The following is a 20,945-nucleotide window of genomic DNA, read 5'->3' as shown; positions in this document are numbered from 1 at the left end:
TGCAAATGTAACGAAATTTATGGCTTTAAAATCAGTTTACGAGGCTCGTTATTAAAGAAAATTTACCATTATATTTGCAACAAAGTTGCATTTATGAATTTCTTGGTAAAAATACTTTCCACTAGCATTCTAATACTCTTGTTTTCAGTCGCTTGCAAGAAAGAAAAACCAGAAGTTCCCAAAGAAAACGAACTGATTACCACGCTTGAATTTCTCTTAAAAAATAGTGAAAATCCATTAGACAGTGTTTTTCTTCGCTTCTTTGATGTAGATGGCATGGGAGGTATTCCACCTCAAGTGACGCAAGTAGGTGAAGTTAAGGCCAATCAAGCCTATCACGGTAGCCTTAGACTGTGGGACGAAACCCAAAACCCTCCCGGCAACGTGAATGTAGATATTTTGGCGACGGCTAATGACCATCAAATTTTTTTCATACCCCAAGGGATTGATGCTCAATTTATTTACAAAGATTTTGACCCTAATGGAAAACCCCTTGGCCTGCAGGTTGATGTAATCACAGGCAGCCCTTCAACGGGTAGCTTGCGAATTGTTTTGCGGCACTACCCTAATAAAAATGCGCCGGGTGTCGCACAGGGTAATATTGAAAATGCCGGGGGTTCAACGGACATAGAAGCTACTTTCCCCATTGAAATCAAGCCTTAGTCAGCTTTTCATACTGTTGCTTGTACTGCCTACCTGGACAATAGGGCAGTCAAACTGCCATTATTCGCTTGCCTTACAGGTTAATGATGCAGTAGGTAAAAAGCCTCTGAAGGATGCCCTTGTAACGCTTTCAAATGGCCGAAACCTGAGTAGGTCGGCTTCAACAGGAAGTGATGGAAAAGTCGAATTCAGCCAGCTGTGTATCGGCAGTTATCACTATACCATTTTACACGCCGGATGCCAACCCATTATTGGGTCTCTGCAGTTGAGGGGCGATACTACACTGATAGTTGGCCTGCAGCACTCCGTCATTGAACTTCCGGAAGTCTCAATCACCGAAAAAAGAGCGTTGCCCGGCAATGCCTCGCAAAAGCATCTATCAGCAGCTGAAATCGAACGGTTGCAATTTAAACCCATTGCCGATATCCTGTCATCAATACCCGGCATAAATGTGCTACGAACCGGCGGGCAAATAGCAAAGCCCGTAATCCGTGGCATGAATGCTCAGCGCATTGCCATTCTCAATCACGGAATGCCTCTGGCCGGGCAGCAGTGGGGCAACGATCATGCGCCGGAAATCAGTTCATGGATCTACGACAGCATATCAGTAGTAAGAGGCATAGCATCTGTGGAACTTGCTGCCGGTCAGATGGGCGGGGCAATTATAGCGGATAAAAAAGCCAATTTCATCGACGAACACCTGCATGGTAGCATCGGGACAGGAATTTTTACAAATGGCCGGGGCTTTTGGAATCACATCAAGCTAAACAAGGGTGACAAACACTCGGGGGGTATACGAGCTGATATCGCCTACAAAACATCCGGTGACCTTAAAACACCGGGCTATTATCTGCGCAATACCGGGATACGCGAATTTTCAACCGGGCTGCTTTGGCGTCATAACTTTTCTAAAAAAATAGAAAACACCCTCAATTACAACTACTTTCAAACCAAAATAGGTATACTCAGAGGTGCTCATATTGGCAATGTCTCTGATCTACAGGAAGCAATGAATCGCGACAGACCTTTCTTTACAGAAGAGCAGTTTTCAGCCAGAATCGACCTGCCCAGGCAGGAAGTAAATCATCATACGGTGAATAATCTGACGGAAGTAAAGCTGCCTTCCTCCTCAATACTTCGCTTCAGGATTGGATTTCAACACAACGACCGGCGGGAGTTCGACTTCCGCCGAAGTGGTGAAAACGATCGCCCGGCTCTTAACCTGAAACAGAACGACTTTTTTAATGAAATATCATATCGCTCTGCATTCCAAAAAACAGGTGTTCAGCTTAGAGTAACCGATAATACAAACAATCCGGAGACAGGCATTCTACCTCTCATACCCGACTTTTTAAGTTACAGGGTTGCTATTTTCCACTCGAATGTTAAAAAGATATACGCCCGAGAGGTTTCATATGGGCTGCGCTATGAACTCACTCGAATACAAGCTTTTCCGATCGAACGCAGTGTGCCATTAGTTGTACATGAGGAATTCAGAACCTTTCAGTCCTACACGGCTAATCTTGTCACTAACATTTTCAAGGACCCTCAAAAAGTCGTTACGTACGAAGGACAACTCACGTTAAGGGCTCCAGATGTGAACGAGCTGTACAGCTTTGGGTTACATCAGGGTGTGGCAGGCATAGAAGAGGGAAATCGCCTATTGCACAACGAATTCGGATTTCAACAACATGTAAATACCCTTTACCATTCCGGAGCCCTAACCGTTCAGGCTGATGCCTATATATACTTATTTCGCAATTTTATAAACCTTGAGCCTACCGGCGAACTTCGCTCCACGATACGCGGGGCTTTTCCTGTTTTCAAATACAAGCAGCACGGTTTGGTCATATTGACAGGCCTTGATGTAAATGCAGAAATAAACCCATTAGAATTCTTAACTTTTGAGGTAAAAGGTTCTTTTCTATACGCCCAAAATCTAAGCCTATCTCAGCCGATTGCCTGGATGCCTGCCAACCGCGCTCAAACAGCTTTAAAGATCGATTTATCTGACCTTAAAGAAATCAAAAACATCTACTGGCGCATTACTGGTTTGTTTGCAGCGCGACAATGGCGCTTACTGCCAGAGCAAGATTTTATGCCTGCTCCTGCCGGTTACGCTTTGCTAAATTCAGAAATATCCTTTGCCATACCTGCTAAGAAAAACCTTTTTCGATTTTCTATAGGGGTTGAAAATCTCCTGAACCAGAAATACCGCGACTATCTGAATCGCTGGAAATATTTCGCTGATGAGATAGGCAGAAATCTGATTATTAGTACTGTCTGGAGTTTCTGAAATAAGTAACAGAGAAGGGAAGAAATAAGAATTAAAACAATTAAAAGAATGTTGAAATAAGGATTATTATAATGTGAGGAGGTTTTTAATACTTAAAACTATTTCGTATTCTGGCTGAAATTCGATTCTGTCATCTGTACGATCTTGTGAATGACTGTATCGAGGTCATATGCGGCTTGCTTAATGTGAAGGATAAATTGTTTCAGTTCGTCTTTGTCCTCGATTAAATCTGTGTAAATAGCATCGGCAAGACCAAGCAACCGAGCTAAAGGAGCTCGTACTTCATGCGACTGTAGCCAGGCTATCTGCTGAAATTTTTCGTGGTGTTTCTGTATTACTTCATCTTTCTGACGAAGCTCTTCGATATTCAGTATTACTCCTAAAATGTATTTTTCGCCCCCTTCTTCGATCACCGTTCCCCTACCGAGCGACCAGTTGTAGGAGCCATCAGCATTGACAGAACGAAATGCCACTAATGCTGAATCATTTGAATCTCTGAGTTGCGATAAACTTTGGAAAACCTCAGACAAATCATCGGGATGAATAAATTCCGAAATGTTTTTATCCTGAATAAATTCTGGTTTAAAGCCGGAAAATTTTGTTACTGTATCAGAGATATATCTGATTTTACCCTCTAAATCCAGAATCAACACGATTCCGTTTAATTGATTAATTAGTGTTTGAAACCTCAGATTCAATTTATTAATTTCTCTCTGATTTTTTCTGAGATTTGTTACATCCAGACAGTAATGTCCTATTCCAATAAGCTTATTTTTATCGTTGTAAATCGGTTTAAGATTGATCACAAAAAATTCGTCATTTTTTGTCACAAGTTCTAACTGGCACTCCTGACCGTTTAATGCCATATCAAAAGCTTTTTTCATTTCATCTTTATGCTCTTCTCCCACATACATCATTGCACTGTCGCCTCTCATTGGCTCAATACCAAATACCTTTTTTGCTATTTCGATAGCTTTTTGATTGCACGTCTTAAGCCTGAGTTCGGTATCATAAAACGCCCAGGACTCAGAAGTCAAACTGTTAATAAGATTTAAGTATTCATCTCTTTCTGATGATTTAAGAGGATGGTAATCTGTTACATTCTTTCCGATTGAAATTATACCGATCGGCTCATTTAATTCATTTGTAAAAGCCGAAAATTCCCATTCTGAAAAATAAAAATCTGGTTGATTCTTTTTGTGTTTTCTTATGAGTATTTTTTCAGGAATTCCGGGATTAACTAAACATTTTTTAACTGTTTCCAGAATAATATCTTCATCGCCAGAAAAAATTTGTGAGCGGTAGTTTTTACCAATTGTCTCTTCCAATGTAAATCTGAACGAATCAAGGTAAGCATTGTTTACATAAATAATATTCCCTTCCAGATCAGTAACCAATATCATTATCTCTCTACTGTTTCGCAGAAAAGCAGGCAGATATTGCTCAGCGCAAAACTCACTGTTCATCATATGAAAGGAAATGGGGACTTTTAATCAAACGTTTTGCTATTTCAAAAGTATCAAAAAATAATTTTGCAACTCCTTTAATATTTATTATGGACGAATTTTTAACCGTTACGATGGTTCTCTTTGCAGTGATTGATATACTTGGATCGATTCCGTTGATCATTTCACTGCGACAAAAGGTAGGGCATGTACAGTCTGAAAAAGCCACTTTGGTAGCTACTGTTATTATGATCGTTTTTCTTTTTACAGGTGAAAAATTTTTAGGATTATTGGGAGTGGATGTGAATAGTTTTGCCGTTGCTGGTTCTTTGGTTCTTTTTTTTCTGGCGATTGAGATGATACTGGGAATCCGCATTTACAAAGAGGAAAATCCCGATACTGCTTCCATAATTCCCATAGCTTTTCCACTGATTGCAGGCGCAGGTACCCTCACCACCATTATCTCCCTCAGGGCAGAATACGATTACAAAATCATTCTGGCAGGCATAATTGTTAATTCAATTATTGTTTACATCGTATTGAAAAATACTGAAAGACTCGAAAGACTTTTTGGCAACAGTGGACTGGGAATTTTACGTAAAACGTTTGGTATCGTTTTGCTGGCGATTTCAATCAAACTTTTTACTCAAAACATTAAACTACTTTTTTAATTTTTCAGAATAATTCTGAATGTAGTTCCTTCACCTACCTTGCTTTCTACCTCGATTTTTCCACCCATAGCCTCCACATGAGCTTTGGTTAAAAATAGGCCTAATCCTTTAGCATCAGGATTGCCGTGAAAAGTTTCAAATAAGTTGAAAATTTTACTGCCAAATTTCGTAAGGTCAATGCCCTTACCGTTGTCTGATACTTCAATGATTTTATTGCCTTTTTCTTCGCGGAACGAGTATTTCACAAAACTTCTGACATTTGTACGCCTGTATCGTATTGCATTTGTTGTGAGATTAAGTATCACGCTTTCAAGATACGCCGGATTAAACATCACTTTTGCATTATCAGGTACATTGTTTACTACGATTATTTGATTGTCTGTAATGTCTTTATTTACGACATTTAAAACTTTATCAATTAAGACCTTGAGTTCAACCGGTTGAATTTTTTCAGCCACTTTTTTCTCAATGCTAATGACTTCATTGAGCGTTGTAATTGTTTCCATCAGATTTGAGGAAGCTTGCTTGAGTAATTTAAGCATTTCAGGCTTTTCCCCTTCTGAAATCAGATGGCTGTTTATTAGATCAATGAGTCCGTCAATATTGGCTGCGTAAGAACGAATGTTATGGCTTACAATGTATGTAAAACTTCTAAGACGACGGTTTTGATCGGTTATTACATTGATGGTTTTTTGCAATTCCAGTTCTTTTTTCTTAATTTCAGTGATGTCAACACCAATACCGATTATGCCAACTATTTGGCCATTTACATCTCGGAATGGCAATTTTGAAATCATCATATATTTTTTCTCTGCCCAATTGTTTGTGTATTCCACTATTTTATTGAGAATCGGTTTACCAGTGGAGATAACTTCGTTGTCTTCAGCTATAATTCCATTGATAACTTCTTCGGTGTAAAACTCATCATCAGTTTTTCCTAGAACTTCTTCTTCAGAAGTTTTTCCCAGGTATAAGACTTCAGCTTTATTTACAAGAATTTTTCTAAAATTTAAATCTTTTACATAGATGGTATTCGGTAAATGATCAATGACAGTTTTGAAAAGCAATTTTTCATTAATCAGATCTTGTTCGAAAGTTTTTAATTTAGTAATATCCCTAATGAGAATAAGCACTGAATTTACGTCTTTCAGCACGCATCTTCCTTCGTAATATCTTCTTTTTTCTTTTACATCCAAATGAAAAATAAACTCCCTTAATTCGGCTGTTCTGAAAGTTTCATTTATGGCTGAAGAGACGATTTCACCTTGCTGTTTGGGCATTACTTCCATCACTGTTTTTCCAAGAAATTTTTCCGGAGGAATAAGTATTTGCGATGGATCATAAGCGTGAAAATCTATGTATCGTAAATTCTTGTCTATTATAAAGAGTAGATCTGGTAGCGCATGTAGAATAGCTCTGTTTTTGCGTTCACTTTCAATAATTTTTCGTTCATATTCCTTTCTTTGGGTTATATCGTCTTCAACAGCGATGTACATTGTATGATTACCTTTTTCATCAAAAATGGGTGTAATACTCATTTCAATCCAGTAGGGTCTTCCATCTTTTGTGTAATTCAGAATTTCCTGTTTGAAGGGTACCAGCTCTTTGAGTTTTTTGTGTATCGTTTTTACATGCATAGGATTGGTGTCTTTTCCCTGCAAAAACTCCCCTGGTCGTTTACCAAATACTTCATCAAAAGTGTAGCCGGTATTTTTTTCAAAACTTTTATTGACCCATATTATATGACCTGTATTATCAGTGATGATTACTATATTTTGAGTATGGGAAGCAACGAGTGATAATGTTTCGAATTTTTTGTTCAGCTCTTTAAGGCTTGTAATATCATTTTTTACAGCTACATAATTGGTAATCTTTCCATCTATTATTACTGGGGTAATACTTGCACTTTCCGAGTAAAGAGAACCATCTTTTTTCTTATTTATAAACTCACCATACCAACTTTTACCGCTTGTGATCAGTGACCAGAGTTTCTCGTATTCCTCTTCAGGTATTAATCCTGATTTCAAAATTCTCGGATTTTTGTTTTTGACTTCTTCGAATGTGTAACCCGTTATTTTGGTAAAAGCTTTGTTTACGAATTGAATATTTCCAGCACTATCTGTTATTACGATTGAGGAATCAGACTGATCAATTGCCGCCTCAAGGATTTTTAACTGCTGCAGCTGTTCTTTCTGTTCTGTAATATTCCTGGCAGTTACATAGAGCCTGTGTCTGTTTTCGTCAAGGTAAAGTATATTTACGCGGTCCTGTTGCCAGATGTATTTACCTTCAATATTTAGTATTCGGAATTCATACATCAGATTTGTTTCTTTATTGGCTAAGGCTCTTAATATAAGTTCCCGAACATTATCTCTATCTTCGGGGTGTATGTATTCAAAAATATTCTTTAAATCCTTCCATCTCGGGTCGGTTTTTGGAATAGAAGTGATTTTGAAGTAATTGTCTGTTGCATAAATTAATTTTCCGTTTTCGATAACGGCAAGTCCGTCAGGAGAATTTTCTACAATAGCCTTTAATTTGCGTTCATTTTCATATATTTTTGATTCTCCGATTATTTTAAAAAAAATATTTAATATTTCAAATCTGATGTAATCAATTAATTTATCATCTAACTTGTGTTTACATAAAATAAAAATACAACCGTTAATAACTTCTTTCTCCTGTAAAAATATTTTATGTAAATAAAATCCGCTTGCAAGGATTTTACTTTCAATGTTTTTAAATCTTAGATCACTATCAAAATTACCACTTTTTTTGCAAAGTAAGCAATCGATTTCATTCGTGAAATAATTTTCAATATCAACCCTTATTTTCAATCGCTCTGTTAGAAAGGAAGATTCAAATTTTAAGGTTCGATCACTTTGACTAAAATCGAATAAATAAATTTTTTCTACGGACAATATTTTTGCAAGACCATTGACTAATTTTTGACCTACATTTTGAATTATTGAATCTTCGTCTGTTTCTTCAAAATGTATTTTATTTATCTCAAAAAGAAGATTCTTTATATCGTTTTCTAACTTTATTTTTTGCTTACTTTCTTCTAATTCTGTAATATCAGTAAGATGTAGTAATATTAAGTTCTTTTCATTGAATAGTGTAGTGGAAGCATCAGCTAAATACAATCTGTTATTTATTCCTTTTAGCGTAACCCTTTGCTTAGTATTGTTTAGCAGATAATACAATTCGGACTGGGAATCATTAGCAATAATTTTCCTGAAATCATTGAGTAGCTCTCCATTTAGTTTAAATGAATTTTCAAATGCATTATTACGCTTAATTATGTTGTAATTTTCATCTACTAATAAAAGAATAGAAGGTATGATTCTGAATAAATTTTCTATGAATATGTTTTTGCTCTCAAGTTGTACGTTAATTCTTTTTAGCTCATTATTCTGATATTCCAGTTCCTGTTGGAATATATGCAAATTTTCACTAATTTTCTGGTCATTAGTTTGTTCTGTCTTTTTATTGGCATATTCCGACAAAAATTGATCGATAGACTTTTGTATATCCTTTTTATTATTTTCCATTTCCATGTGAGTTAATTAGCTGTAACATCCATTACTATTCCTACCATTTTCAGTGGTTTTCCATTTTCATCACGGCTCACTACTCCTCCGCGGTCATGATATTTTTTATAGCTGCCATCCTTGCACCTGATGCGATACACAATGTCCCATGCTGGTGTTTTCCCCTCCAGGTGATCCCGCATGGCCTGCATGGTGTTTTCATAGTCATCGGGGTGCAAATAATCGCAGATAGCATATACATCTTTGGGAAATTCTTCCAAAGTGTAACCGAGCATTGTTGCCTTCTTTTCGTGCATGCTTACCTGTCCCGTCTGAATATCCCATTCCCACCAGGCCATATTTCCCATTTCGAGAGCCATCTGCAGGCGATTGTTAGCTGTTTCAAGGGCTTTGCGCTGTTCGTAGATGTTTTTAAGGTTTGTGAGGGTCACCAATATTCCATCTACAGCCTGAAAATCAGTACGATAAGGAGCAATACGGAGTAAGTAATAGTTGTTTTCACCGATTTCTATTTCTTTTTCTATTATCTGCAGGTCCTTCTGAACGGATTTTATGTCGTTTAGAAATTCGGGATAGAGAATCGAATTTGAAAAGTGGTGAATCGGGCGACCAATATCGAAATCCATTACATGGCTTAGTTCGCTGAAAGAGGGTGTAATTTTCCGGATACACATTTTCCGGTCGAGGTACAGAGCAGCTATACCGGTATTGTTCAGCAGGTTCGTAATGTCGCTGTTGAGCTGCGTAAGCTCATCTATCTTTGATTGGAATTCACTGTTTACGGTGTAAAGTTCTTCGTTTACACTCTGTAACTCTTCATTGGTGCTTTGTAGCTCTTCATTGGCTGCTATCAGTTCTTCGTTTGATGATTGTAACTCTTCGTTTGAAGTTTCCAGTTCTTCTACAGTAGCCTGCAGACTTTCTTTTACAAACTGGAGTTCATATTCGAGTTCTTTGACGCGATCGTGGTAATGGTCTTCGAGTGAAAGTACCTCTTCGTTACTTTTCTGCTGCTTTTTAGCCTTTCCTTTGTTAAAACTGATCAGATAGATAGACTCTGTATCGGTGTCAGAAATTTTAGTTCCCTGTATATCATAACTGTCAGGTAAATGTTCGAATCGGATATTTTCAAACGATACGACATCGCCTTCATTTTTAAGCCGGCGTATTATGTTGTTAATCACAATTTGGAGGTCGGGATGAATGATCGTGCCAAGATTCTGATTAAACCTGCCGGATTGAATAGTAACGAAGGGGTTGATGTCATTAATTACCTGTAGGATCTGAAGTTTGTTGTTGATCACTATTGAGGGTGGGAGTACAGCATTTATGATTTTTTCGCTGAGTTCTGACTGGCGTTTTACTTCGCGAAGCAATCCTGTGCGGGGTTCTCTTGTAAAACGGTTGTTATTTTGAAATGAAAGACTACTTTCCGGGATGAATACCGGCTGGTAGCCTTCTTTTTTGCGGAAGATTTTGTATTTTACGTTTATCGGTTCGAATGCTTCGCTCAGTTCTCCAAGCGTTTCGCTGGTGCCTAGAAACAGGATTCCCTTATGAGCCAGTGACATGTAAAACTTGTTAAGTACTTTATACTGGCTATCGGGTTTGAGATATATGAAGAGATTGCGGCAGACGATGAGATTAATTTTCGAGAAAGGAGGATCTTTCAATACGTTGTGTGTTGCGAAGATCACCATTTTTCGGATGGATTCGGCGATCTGATAGGTATTGTCCTTCTTTATGAAGTATTTTGACAGCAGTACCGGGTCAATATCACTCACTACGCTTTCGGCATAGATTCCTTGGCCTGCTATTTCGATGGCGGTTTTATCGATATCTGTTGCAAAGATTTTTACTTCGGTTGTAAGATTAAAAGTGTCAATAAAATCACGTACCAGCAAAGCGATGGAATAAACTTCTTCGCCGGTAGAGCAGCCGACGGACCAAATGCGAACGGTTTTTTTGTCTTTTGAAAGCAACTCAGGGAGCACCTGGTCTTTCAAAAATTCAAATGCACCTTCATCTCTAAAAAATCGAGTGACTCCGATGAGAAACTCCCGATATAGGATATCCTTCTCCTGATCGTCGGTGCTGAGAAGAATGAGATACTCATCAATGGAATTGAGACGATTAATAGACATTCGGCGTTCAAGCCGGCGTATGATGGTATTTTCTTTATAATAGGAGAAGTCGGTACCGCTATATTCACGCAGAATGTGCATGATTTTAGCCAGCTGATCAATGTTTTGAGTCAGAATTTCTTCGATTGCATTTTTATTTTCGATAAATGGATGTTTTATATAATTGATAATAGCTTCCGGCATTTTGGAAGGTGGAAGAATGAAATCAACCACACCGGTCGCAATGGAAGACTTAGGCATGCCATCGAATTTGGCTGTTTTTTCGTCTTGTACCATTACCATTCCGCCGGCTTCTTTGATTGCCTTAATGCCAAGCGTACCATCGCTACCAGTACCTGAAAGGATGATACCGATAGCCTTCTTGCCATAGTCTGAAGCCAAAGAGCGGAAAAAGATATCTATGGGCAGATTGATTCCTTTGGATGGCTTGTGCTCCTCAAGTAGTAGCTTACCATGAAAAACGGTTAGATTTTTTTTAGGAGGTATCAGATAGATATGATTGGCCTCCAGGAGCATACCGTCTTCGATAATCTGGATGGGAATTGAAGTAAACCTTGCAAGTAACTCATTCATCAGCGACTTGTAGTCGGGAGATAAGTGCTGAACTACAACATAAGCAAGACCAGAATTGTTAGGTACATTTTTAAAAAACTCCTGAAGAGCCTCCAACCCGCCGGCCGATGCTCCTATTCCTACCACATATTCCGGCAGATTTTGTTTGCCATTTTTAGTTTTCATGGTGCCTGATAAATAAAAGATAAATCCACCTACACCGATCTATTCTTTAAAAGAATTTCAGATAGGTCGGTTTTTGAAATGGGTTTTATTAAAAACTCGTCGATTTCTGGATAGGTAAACGCCTTACGGCGGTCTTCCCCATCAATACTGGAAGTGACGATGGTTACGGTGATATCTTTTTCTATGTTCATGTTTCTCAATGCTTCGAGAAACTGCCATCCATTCACCTTGGGCATATTGATATCCAGCAGGATGTGATCGGGAAGCTGATCGGGCGATTCCTTTTTTTTCAAGGCCTCCAGTGCTTCAGATCCATCGAGATACTCTTCGAGTGAAAAGTCGATTTTGGCTGATTCAATGAGTTTCCGGGCAATGAAGTTGAAGACCGGATCATCATCTACTAACATGATTTTCATGATACAAAGCGTTTTAATTTTCTTTCAATAATACTACAACAGGCAAGTGATCGCTATAGCCTTTTGACCAAAAAGTGCCATATGATTCACGGATGTTACCTTTTCTATCGCGACGGGCTTTGCTGGGAGCACCGAAAGCTTTAGGCGAAGCATTCAAACCTGGAGTCATCAGGTCAGGGTGGTCGTAAATGCCGGCGCTGAGCACGGTGAATCCTTTGTTGAGAGCTACAGCGCGATTCACCATGATTTGATCTAATACACTCCACTTGCCTCTGTACAGGTAGGTACCTTTTCCATCTGCCATTTCATTCCAGAGGAGATTAAGCAGGTAAGGTGTATAAATGCCGTTACCATCTTTTCTGGCAGATTTAATCAGGCGAATATTCGGTGTAGAGAGAGCATATTCGGTGATAGAGCGGCTGAATGGTTCATCGTTGAAGTCGCCCATTACTAACACTGGCTGGTCATTTCCGCGTTTTTCAGCAATCTGATACAGCCAGTAGCTTAGTGTTTCTGCAGCCATTATGCGAAATGGCTCTGTCTCATACTGACCACCTGTGCGCGAGGGCCAGTGATTTCCGATTACGATTAATGACTGTCCTTTATTTGTGATAAATTCTGCTTGTAAAAGATCTCTTGTAGCTGAGCGTTTGTGTAGCCTTACGGTAAATAAAAGATTTTTTGGTACTTCAAAAAGAGTTGCGTCGTAAAGAAAAGCTATATCTATACCCCGTTTGTCGTTGCTATCGAAATGTATAAAGGAATATTTTCTTCCTGTAATTGAAAGGTTGTCGGCCAAAAGGTGCAAAAGTCGTTCATTCTCTACCTCACATACACCAATAATATCAGGGCCAGATCCGTTGTTCATTTCAGCTATGGCTGAAGCAATGTTTCTGATTTTTTTAAGTAGGATCTCTTCATTCCAACCGATGATGTATTTGCCAATTTTTTTCTTTCGCCATTCAGGTCTGTCGGCGTTTTCTACATCGAGTAAATTTTCAAGATTCCACCAGGCTAAATAGTAAACCGTGTCCACAGTTGGAGCAATTTTCTATCAAAGTAAATCATGAATATGTAATTTAATATATGATTTTTAAAATTTTTTTTTAACGTCCTAAAGAATCTTGATATAATTCTAAGTAAATAGGTGCTACTTTATTGATGTCGTAATTTTTTGCTTTGGCAAATGCCTTTTCACTTATGCTTTTGTATAGATTAGAATCGTTTAAAAGTTCTAAAACATATCCGGCCATTTTATCTACATCGCCCACATCAGCCAGGAAACCTGTTTCACCGTGAATGTTTACCTCCGGCAGTCCGCCTGTGTTGGTACTCACTACGGGTTTACCTGCTGCCATAGCTTCCAGTGCCACAAGACCAAAGCTTTCTTTTTCAGAGGGGAGCAATAAAACATCTGTACATTTAATAACCCTGTAGATATCCACTGCATTTCCCACAAAGATTACATCATCAACTACACCGAGGTCTTTGGCTAGTGCTCTTGCAGGCTCCTTCTCAGGGCCGTCGCCCACCATGAGCAGACGTGCGGATATGTGCGGGCGCACTCGAGCAAAAATTTCGATTACATCGCCCAAGCGCTTAACAGGGCGCATATTGCTGATGTGTGTGATGACCTTCTGTCCGTCAGGTGCAAACTGTTTTTTAATGCAAGGAATGTCGCGATTGAATTCGTCGAAATTCACAAAGTTTGGCACTACGACGATCTCTTTAGAGATGTTAAAATGTTGATACGACTCCTCTTTCAAGCTTTGCGAAACCGCAGTAACTACATCGCTGTGATTAATGGAATAGTTGACAGCTGCGTGATAGGCCGGATTACGACCTACAATTGTGATATCGGTACCATGCAGTGTGGTGATAACCGGCAGATGAACCCCGTGCTCTTTTAAGATTCTACTGGCATTAATTGCCGCATAGGCGTGAGGAATGGCATAATGCGCATGAATTATTTCGAGCTTCCACTTTAGAGCAGTTTGCACTACCTTGCTGGTCAGAGCAAGTTCGTAGGGTGGAAATTCGAAGAGCGGATACTCATGAACTTTGACCTCATGGTAATAAATGTTTTCCGCCAGAATATCGAGCCTTACAGGCTGAGCATAGGTTATAAAATGCACTTTATGACCTTTCGAAGCAAAATACATCCCCAGTTCAGTGGCTACTACACCGCTGCCTCCATAGGTTGGGTGGCAAAGAATTCCTACATTCATACAAAGCAAAAGTAGTTCTTTAAAAAAATCTTGTATGTAAACTTTAACTTTGTCCCAAATGTCATGTTTTTATAAACTTTATAAATTTTAAGCGGTTTCTGTGTTATACTTTTGCGTTGAAATTTAGATTAATTAAAAATTATGATCCAGGTATCTGACAGCGCAAAAAAACAACTGTTGCACCTGCTGGAGAGCGAAGGGCAAGGTACCTCACGATGTATTCGTGTAACCGTAACTTCAGGCGGTTGCAGCGGCCTGTCGTACAAGTTGGAGTTTGCTGACCCGGCACCCGACGACAAGGTATTCGAACACGGAGAAATAAAAGTAGCTGTAGATAAAAAATCCCTTCTATATTTGGTAGGTACTACCCTCGATTACTCCGGCGGACTCAACGGTAAAGGCTTCGTTTTCAACAACCCCAATGCAAAACGCACCTGCGGATGCGGTGAAAGTTTTGCCGTATAAAAACTTCCGGTTATGGAAATACTCGAAAAAGTAACGCAAAGCGACTACAAATACGGTTTTTACACTCCGATAGATGCTGACAAGGTTCCTCCAGGCCTCAACGAAGACATCATTCGATTGATATCGGCAAAGAAAAATGAGCCTGAATGGATGACTGAATGGAGGCTTGAGGCCTTCAGAATCTGGCAAACCATGAAGGAGCCGGAATGGGCAAACATAAAATACGAAAAACCTGATTTTCAGGCCATATCTTACTACTCAGCCCCAAAACCTAAAAAGCAGCTCAATAGCCTGGATGAAGTAGATCCTGAACTGCTTAAAACTTTTGAAAAGCTCGGCATCAGTCTCGAGGAGCAAAAACGCCTGGCAGGCGTAGCCATCGATGTAGTGGTCGATAGTGTTTCTGTAAAGACTACATTTAAAGAAAAACTCGCTGAGCTTGGCATAATCTTCTGTTCGATGAGCGAAGCCATACGCGAACACGGCGATTTGGTGCGCAAATACCTGGGCACTGTGGTTCCGCGTACCGATAATTTCTATGCAGCGCTGAATTCAGCCGTTTTCAGCGATGGATCCTTTTGCTACATACCAAAAGGCGTGCGCTGCCCTATGGAGTTAAGCACCTATTTCCGAATCAATGAAGCCGGTACCGGCCAGTTTGAGCGCACACTGGTAATAGCCGATGAGGGTAGCTATGTGAGCTATCTGGAAGGTTGCACAGCTCCAATGCGCGACGAGCACCAGCTCCATGCCGCTGTAGTAGAGCTCATAGCTCTGGAAGGCGCTGAGATTAAATATTCGACTGTGCAAAACTGGTATCCCGGTGACAAGGAAGGAAAAGGTGGCGTGTACAACTTTGTAACCAAGCGAGGGCTTTGTGAGCGCAATGCCAAAATCTCCTGGACACAAGTAGAAACAGGATCAGCCATCACCTGGAAATATCCCTCTTGCATCTTGAAGGGAGACAACAGCGTTGGTGAATTTTACTCTGTAGCTGTGACTAATCATCACCAACAAGCTGATACTGGAACCAAAATGATCCACCTCGGTCGAAATACCCGGAGCACCATTATTTCTAAGGGAATTTCAGCAGGCAAAAGCCAAAACAGCTATCGCGGACTAGTAAAAATAGGACCACGGGCTACAAACGCGCGCAACTTCTCACAGTGCGATAGCATGCTCATGGGCGACCAGTGTGGTGCACATACCTTCCCCTACATCGAAATTGAAAATCCTACTGCCAAAGTAGAGCACGAAGCTACCACCAGTAAAATTGGCGAAGATCAGATCTTCTACTGCAATCAACGCGGCATACCCACCGAAGAAGCAATCAACCTGATTGTAAACGGATTTGCCAAAGAAGTGATCAATCAGCTGCCAATGGAATTTGCCGTAGAGGCTCAGAAACTTCTCGCCATAAGTCTTGAAGGATCAGTAGGTTAAATTTAATTCTATAATCAAAATCAACATCAGGTTCTATGCTTACGATACGCAATCTTCATGTATCTGTAGATGATACCCCAATACTAAAAGGAATAAACCTCGAAATTCATAAAGGCGAAATTCACGCCATCATGGGCCCAAATGGCTCAGGAAAAAGTACACTGAGCAACGTAATCGCCGGTAAGGAAGATTACCAGATAACAGAGGGCTCCATTGAATTTGAAGGTGTCAACATTTTAGAACTTGCGCCTGAAGAACGTGCTCATCTCGGCATATTTCTGTCGTTTCAATATCCGGTAGAAATTCCGGGGGTTTCGGTTACCAATTTTATAAAAACTGCCATAAACGAAAATCGCAAAGCCCACGGCCTGGAACCCATGCCGGCTAAGGAAATGCTTAAGCTCATGCGCGAGCGAATGGAATTGCTCAGCATGGATAAGTCCTTCCTCAGCCGATCGCTGAACGAGGGCTTCTCAGGAGGCGAGAAGAAGCGCAATGAAATCTTCCAAATGGCCATGCTTCAACCCAAGCTCGCTATACTCGACGAAACCGATTCAGGCCTCGACATCGATGCTTTGCGCATCGTGGCTAATGGTGTTAATAAACTCCGCACCAGCGAAAACGCCTTCTTAGTCATAACCCACTACCAGCGCCTACTCGACTACATCGTGCCTGACTATGTACACGTGCTCTACAAAGGCAGAATTGTAAAAACAGGTACAAAAGAACTAGCTATCGAACTCGAAGAAAAGGGATACGACTGGATTAAGGAAGAAGCTGCAGTTTAATGCTCACATAAGCTCAACAATGGAACTATTGAAAGACACTTTGCTTTCGTCATTTATCGTTTTTGAAAACCAACTCAACGGACAGAAAAAATCCGAATTTCATAAACTCCGCCAAAAGGCTCTCGAGGTATTCGAACAAAAAGGTTTTCCGACCAAACGGGAAGAAGACTGGAAGTACACCAATCTAAAGCCAATTACCAAATACGATTACAGAGTCTTTCACCCAAAAGAAAAGAATTTAGACCTTAATTTTGTCAGAAAATACTTTCTTTCAGAAACCGATACCTACCGCATAGTGTTTGTGGATGGGTATTACGCCTCTTGGCTGAGCCACACTACCCATCAGCAGTATGATATCTGCACGTTTTCAGCCTTGCTCAATAGATTTGAAGAATTTGCACACGAGTATGTCGGAAAGCTCATCAATTACGGCGATAGCATCTCAGCACTTAACACTGCCTTTGCGCGCGAAGGGGCATTCGTATATGTACCCGACAATAAAGTGGTTGATAAACCTATTGAAATCCTTTACTTTTCTACCGATTGCGCTCAGCCAGTGCTTCACCAACCACGAAGCCTTCTGGTTTTGGGAAAAAATTCGAGGGCCACAGTCATTGAGAGTCACTATTCCCTCAGTGGTGCTCCTGTGCTCACCAATGCGGCAACTGAGGTATTTCTCCACAATGGAGCAATACTCGACCATTACAAATTACAGAACGACAACAACGAAGCTGCTCTGATAGACAATACAGTATATCAACTCCAGAGTTACGCTGTACTTAATCTCACAACTGTAAGCCTTGGCGGCAAATTTGTACGCAACAATCCAACTGTAAAGTTGATCGAAAACATGGCAGAAGCCCATTTATGGGGCTTCACTATGCTCACAGGCGATGAGTTTGTGGACCATCACACAGCCATCCACCACATTGCGCCCCACTGCCAAAGCAATGAGCTATACAAAGGCATATTCGACGGTAAATCTTCGGGCGTTTTCAATGGTAAAGTATACGTAGCTCCACATGCGCAAAAGACTAACGCTTTTCAGCAAAACAACAACATCGTACTCTCTGAAAAAGCTACTGTAGATACGAAGCCGCAATTAGAAATATTTGCAAACGACGTAAAGTGCTCACACGGATGTACAGTAGGCCAAATGGACGAAGAAGCCTTGTTTTACCTTCGTCAAAGAGGTATTGAGGAATCCAAAGCAAAGGCCCTCCTTTTACTGGCTTTTGCTGCTGAGATTGTCGATAAGGTACAACTACCTGAATTGAAGTCTAAAATTCGTTTTATACTCAATCAGAAGAACAATATTGACTTTGGATTTGAACTGTAAGCAAACTAGTATAGGAAATTATCGGATTAATGTAAAAAATCCTTGTCGTCGAATTTCTACCCGATCGCTGCGGTCGGGTAGTTCAAATTCGGCAATTATGTGATAAGTGTAGGTACCCTCCTTCATTCGATTGCCGTCAAAATTTCCATCCCACCAATAAGGCTCGCGATAGTCATTAGCGTCAAAGATCATTCTTCCCCAGCGGTCAAAAATTTTCATATTAAAACTGACCATAAAACAGTTGGGATTTATCTTAATTCCGAAACGATCGTTAATGCCGTCGCCATTGGGAGTAAAAGCATTTGGTATAAATAATACACATTCATTAATACGATCTTCCGGGGGTATGCGATCGTTACCACCTTGAGCAAAACCGGTGAGTGAAACTCCAAAAATGCTTGTGAAAAGTATGATGAGTTTTTTGAGCATATTCTGAAAATCCAAACAAAAATAGAAGAATACTGTATTAATCGCTACACATGCTTACAAAAATTCGCAATATTTCCACTAAAACCGTCGCAGTGAATTTTTATTACCAATTAATCAAAGTCTAAGGTAAGCCTGAAGCGCAAGATTCTTCCGTTTTCTGAGTCTGCTACATAGAGAATTTTCTTAAAAAAAGCCACTGACATTGGCGATCTGAATTGGGTATAATCGTTACCCCGGCCGCCAAAGCTGGCTTTTTGAAGCTTGGTAATACCCGTAGCTGCTGGTGGTTGAACCCCTTCGAGCCCATTACCCGAAAATTGATAGAGTGAATCTTTTGCTCTATCCACTACAAAGATGAAGTTAGATGCATCTCCACTCAATGTAATGCCCACGGGTTCTTGAAATTTAAAAGGCTCATGTAAGCCACCATCTGATTTGGATGTATCTCCATAAGGGAAGAATCTGGGCCTGTATTCTGCTCCGAATTCACTTTCAATGCGCTCGATGTATTGCACTTTGATTGCAGCATTAGGCTCAAGCATTGTAACCATAAAGCTCTGACCTGTGCGGGCTGTGATTTGTGGAGGTTTCGCAAAAGTGGTGATTCCGAAAGGCTTTTGAAAATAGTCATTAAAAGTACCTTGCGAGGTGGAAACCGTTACGGGAGTAACGTATTGATCGTTGTTGTTAAACAACAAGACGGCATCATCAGGGCCAAGGATAGGATTTTTAGCCGGACCTGTACGAGTGACAAAGTAAGAATTATTTTCTGCCGGATTGGTAGAAGCTATTACCCCGATTCTGTTAAACTGAACGTTTAAATCCGAGTTTGAATAGGTGGTTTTGTAATAAAAAGGGTGAACAATCTTACGAATTATCTGAGCGTTCGATGGATTGAGTCTATAGCCCTGAGGCCCTGTCATACGTATGCGGTAAATGCACGAAAAGGTAAAAGTAGAACCGGCAATTACGGTATCAGCAGTTCCAATGGCTAGCAGATCAAACCGGCGGTCTTGAGTTACAGCTCGCAAGCCAGGCACAGGGAAGCTACCCAATATGCGGCCTGTTTCGTCGATTTGCACAATTTCCTGTGCGCCTTCATCGGCCACATAAATTAACTGGTCAAAACCCACAACGATATCTACCGGCTTTACAAAGCCGCTGAATGCTGGTAAAATAGGTACATAGGCTATTTCTCTATTGGTAAATTGGGGAACATCGATAAAGCTTAGGTCTGTTTTTTCGCCAAAATACTTTCGACAGCCGCCAATCAATATAAAAGCAAACAAAATCAGCAAAAGTTTTTTCATCTTATTTTTTCGATTTTGACAACATAAAACGAACGCCAATCAGATGCTGTGAGCCAAAAAATCGGGTGGCAGTAAAAGCATAATCGATCATTACCAACTGCCCGCTTCCGTAAGGCACAGCTGCACCTACCCCAGCGGTGGGATAGACATGTCCTAAAACATTGATTTTATAGCCAAGGCGACCAAAAAACTGATCGTCGTATGAATACTCAGCCCCTAAGCGAATGTTTTCACTGTTGTCGTTTGGGTGACTGATCTGAAAGGCTGCCAGCAGAGCATGTTTGTCGGCTCTGTAAGGCTCGATCGACATACCAATGGAAAACACGGTGGGCACCGGATTTGTCTCGAGGGCAATACCTGTGGTTCTATTAAAAGTGACAGGGATGTCTTCGCGCGAAGCCAGAGAGCTACTTCCTCCGAAATTGTGCAGTACTGCTGCAAATTGCAATTTCTTAAAGTCAGTTTTGTAGAGAAAAGAAAGATCGACAGCGGCAGTGTGGTTGTTAAATCCAGCCACATGTTCATACACATACTTCATGGTAAGACCAAAAGAGAATTGTTCACTGAGCAGCTTAGCATATGTAGCACCGAAGGCCATATTGACTACGGAAAATTCACGACCGGTACCACCAGGCATGAACTCTGTTCGCTCTTTAATGTAACCGCTTGTAAGTGAATTAAGTGAAAAACCCCAGACAGATGTCTGATCACTCTGCGGATTCACAAACGATACAAAGCTTTGATTCACACCAGCCCCAATAAACTTGTTGGCAAGGGTAAAGCCTTTGTCTTTCAGTTGAACTAAAGCAGCCGGATTGGACAAAATTGAGAAAGCATCTCCATTTAAGGCAGAGGATGCTCCACCGATAGCCACAGAACGAGGATTGATGTCGTTTTTTAAAAACGTAAGAGCCGATAAACCGGCGCGCTCGCCACCATAGCTCGGAAATACCTGAGCTTTCAACAGATGCATCCAAAAAGGCAAGATGATTGCTAAAAGTATTTTCCTCATCTTC

The 20,945-nt window shown here is 40.4% G+C and carries 16 protein-coding genes; 7 read left to right on the top strand and 9 right to left on the bottom strand.

The annotated features are described in order from the left end of the window. The first annotated feature begins 93 nt into the window (after window positions 1-93). Window positions 94-663 carry a hypothetical protein gene (locus ACK4EX_RS02720; protein WP_409769477.1) on the top strand — a complete coding sequence of 190 codons (570 nt, stop codon included), beginning with the start codon at window positions 94-96 and terminating at the stop codon, window positions 661-663. After that, on the top strand, window positions 647-2,959 hold the full coding sequence (locus ACK4EX_RS02715) for a TonB-dependent receptor domain-containing protein (RefSeq protein ID WP_409769476.1): 2,313 nt from the start codon (window positions 647-649) through the stop codon (window positions 2,957-2,959). Before ACK4EX_RS02720 ends, ACK4EX_RS02715 begins: the two co-directional genes overlap by 17 nt. A 98-nt stretch (window positions 2,960-3,057) precedes the next feature. Here the strand turns inward: ACK4EX_RS02715 and ACK4EX_RS02710 are convergent, their stop codons facing one another. Further along, window positions 3,058-4,428 carry a PAS domain S-box protein gene (locus ACK4EX_RS02710; RefSeq protein WP_409769474.1) on the bottom strand — a complete coding sequence of 457 codons (1,371 nt, stop codon included), beginning with the start codon at window positions 4,426-4,428 and terminating at the stop codon, window positions 3,058-3,060. A gap of 86 nt (window positions 4,429-4,514) precedes the next feature. On the opposite strand from ACK4EX_RS02710, the gene ACK4EX_RS02705 reads away from it, so the two are divergent. Beyond that, window positions 4,515-5,075, top strand: coding sequence for a MarC family protein (locus tag ACK4EX_RS02705; RefSeq protein ID WP_409769472.1), 561 nt, complete (start codon window positions 4,515-4,517; stop codon window positions 5,073-5,075). On the opposite strand, the gene ACK4EX_RS02700 is transcribed toward ACK4EX_RS02705, so the two are convergent. From ACK4EX_RS02700 to bshA, 5 genes are all read right to left on the bottom strand, one after another. Continuing rightward, window positions 5,072-8,629, bottom strand: a complete 3,558-nt coding sequence (locus ACK4EX_RS02700) for a PAS domain S-box protein (RefSeq protein WP_409769470.1) — start codon at window positions 8,627-8,629, stop codon at window positions 5,072-5,074. The two genes, ACK4EX_RS02705 and ACK4EX_RS02700, sit on opposite strands and share 4 nt — an antisense overlap. Before the next feature lie 11 nt (window positions 8,630-8,640). Further along, window positions 8,641-11,511 carry a chemotaxis protein CheB gene (locus tag ACK4EX_RS02695; protein WP_409769468.1) on the bottom strand — a complete coding sequence of 957 codons (2,871 nt, stop codon included), beginning with the start codon at window positions 11,509-11,511 and terminating at the stop codon, window positions 8,641-8,643. Window positions 11,512-11,540: 29 nt separating this feature from the next. Continuing rightward, window positions 11,541-11,927: a response regulator gene (locus ACK4EX_RS02690; protein ID WP_409769466.1), complete on the bottom strand. Its 387-nt coding sequence runs from the start codon at window positions 11,925-11,927 to the stop codon at window positions 11,541-11,543. A 13-nt stretch (window positions 11,928-11,940) separates the two neighbouring features. Further along, window positions 11,941-12,963, bottom strand: coding sequence for an endonuclease/exonuclease/phosphatase family protein (locus tag ACK4EX_RS02685; protein ID WP_409769464.1), 1,023 nt, complete (start codon window positions 12,961-12,963; stop codon window positions 11,941-11,943). Between the two features lie 70 nt (window positions 12,964-13,033). After that, a complete protein-coding gene (bshA, locus tag ACK4EX_RS02680) occupies window positions 13,034-14,155 on the bottom strand; it encodes an N-acetyl-alpha-D-glucosaminyl L-malate synthase BshA (protein ID WP_409769462.1) in 1,122 nt (373 codons plus the stop codon). A 141-nt stretch (window positions 14,156-14,296) separates the two neighbouring features. Between bshA and ACK4EX_RS02675 the strand changes: the two genes are divergently transcribed. Genes ACK4EX_RS02675 through sufD form a run of 4 tightly spaced genes read left to right on the top strand, consistent with a single transcriptional unit; the run spans window position 14,297 to window position 18,190 of the window. After that, window positions 14,297-14,620: a HesB/IscA family protein gene (locus ACK4EX_RS02675; RefSeq protein ID WP_409769460.1), complete on the top strand. Its 324-nt coding sequence runs from the start codon at window positions 14,297-14,299 to the stop codon at window positions 14,618-14,620. 12 nt (window positions 14,621-14,632) lie between these two features. Further along, window positions 14,633-16,063 (top strand): Fe-S cluster assembly protein SufB, encoded by a 1,431-nt coding sequence (gene sufB / locus ACK4EX_RS02670; RefSeq protein ID WP_409769458.1) that lies wholly within the window; start codon window positions 14,633-14,635, stop codon window positions 16,061-16,063. Window positions 16,064-16,098: 35 nt separating this feature from the next. Next, window positions 16,099-16,851, top strand: coding sequence for a Fe-S cluster assembly ATPase SufC (sufC, locus tag ACK4EX_RS02665; RefSeq protein WP_409769456.1), 753 nt, complete (start codon window positions 16,099-16,101; stop codon window positions 16,849-16,851). 19 nt (window positions 16,852-16,870) lie between these two features. Next, window positions 16,871-18,190, top strand: a complete 1,320-nt coding sequence (gene sufD / locus ACK4EX_RS02660; protein ID WP_409769454.1) for a Fe-S cluster assembly protein SufD — start codon at window positions 16,871-16,873, stop codon at window positions 18,188-18,190. An 18-nt stretch (window positions 18,191-18,208) separates the two neighbouring features. Here the strand turns inward: sufD and ACK4EX_RS02655 are convergent, their stop codons facing one another. The 3 genes from ACK4EX_RS02655 to ACK4EX_RS02645 all read right to left on the bottom strand — a co-directional run bounded on the left by ACK4EX_RS02655 (window position 18,209) and on the right by ACK4EX_RS02645 (window position 20,941). Beyond that, window positions 18,209-18,619 (bottom strand): gliding motility-associated C-terminal domain-containing protein, encoded by a 411-nt coding sequence (locus tag ACK4EX_RS02655; RefSeq protein ID WP_409769452.1) that lies wholly within the window; start codon window positions 18,617-18,619, stop codon window positions 18,209-18,211. A gap of 110 nt (window positions 18,620-18,729) precedes the next feature. Then, window positions 18,730-19,929: a hypothetical protein gene (locus ACK4EX_RS02650; protein WP_409769450.1), complete on the bottom strand. Its 1,200-nt coding sequence runs from the start codon at window positions 19,927-19,929 to the stop codon at window positions 18,730-18,732. A 1-nt stretch (window position 19,930) separates the two neighbouring features. After that, window positions 19,931-20,941 carry a PorV/PorQ family protein gene (locus ACK4EX_RS02645; protein WP_409769448.1) on the bottom strand — a complete coding sequence of 337 codons (1,011 nt, stop codon included), beginning with the start codon at window positions 20,939-20,941 and terminating at the stop codon, window positions 19,931-19,933. Window positions 20,942-20,945 lie beyond the last annotated feature (4 nt).

The organism is Thermaurantimonas sp. (genome assembly GCF_046299575.1).
Classification (GTDB): Bacteria; Bacteroidota; Bacteroidia; order Flavobacteriales; family Schleiferiaceae; genus Thermaurantimonas.
This window is presented reverse-complemented; position numbering and strand designations above follow the sequence as displayed.

Bases quoted from the DNA above. Each gene is read 5' to 3' on its own strand.
- ACK4EX_RS02720 (WP_409769477.1), top strand. From the start codon at position 94: ATGAATTTCTTGGTAAAAATACTTTCCACTAGCATTCTAATACTCTTG.
- ACK4EX_RS02710 (WP_409769474.1), bottom strand. From the start codon at position 4,428: ATGATGAACAGTGAGTTTTGCGCTGAGCAATATCTGCCTGCTTTTCTG.
- ACK4EX_RS02705 (WP_409769472.1), top strand. From the start codon at position 4,515: ATGGACGAATTTTTAACCGTTACGATGGTTCTCTTTGCAGTGATTGAT.
- ACK4EX_RS02700 (WP_409769470.1), bottom strand. From the start codon at position 8,629: ATGGAAAATAATAAAAAGGATATACAAAAGTCTATCGATCAATTTTTG.
- ACK4EX_RS02695 (WP_409769468.1), bottom strand. From the start codon at position 11,511: ATGAAAACTAAAAATGGCAAACAAAATCTGCCGGAATATGTGGTAGGA.
- ACK4EX_RS02690 (WP_409769466.1), bottom strand. From the start codon at position 11,927: ATGAAAATCATGTTAGTAGATGATGATCCGGTCTTCAACTTCATTGCC.
- bshA (WP_409769462.1), bottom strand. From the start codon at position 14,155: ATGAATGTAGGAATTCTTTGCCACCCAACCTATGGAGGCAGCGGTGTA.
- ACK4EX_RS02675 (WP_409769460.1), top strand. From the start codon at position 14,297: ATGATCCAGGTATCTGACAGCGCAAAAAAACAACTGTTGCACCTGCTG.
- sufB (WP_409769458.1), top strand. From the start codon at position 14,633: ATGGAAATACTCGAAAAAGTAACGCAAAGCGACTACAAATACGGTTTT.
- sufC (WP_409769456.1), top strand. From the start codon at position 16,099: ATGCTTACGATACGCAATCTTCATGTATCTGTAGATGATACCCCAATA.
- sufD (WP_409769454.1), top strand. From the start codon at position 16,871: ATGGAACTATTGAAAGACACTTTGCTTTCGTCATTTATCGTTTTTGAA.
- ACK4EX_RS02655 (WP_409769452.1), bottom strand. From the start codon at position 18,619: ATGCTCAAAAAACTCATCATACTTTTCACAAGCATTTTTGGAGTTTCA.
- ACK4EX_RS02650 (WP_409769450.1), bottom strand. From the start codon at position 19,929: ATGAAAAAACTTTTGCTGATTTTGTTTGCTTTTATATTGATTGGCGGC.
- ACK4EX_RS02645 (WP_409769448.1), bottom strand. From the start codon at position 20,941: ATGAGGAAAATACTTTTAGCAATCATCTTGCCTTTTTGGATGCATCTG.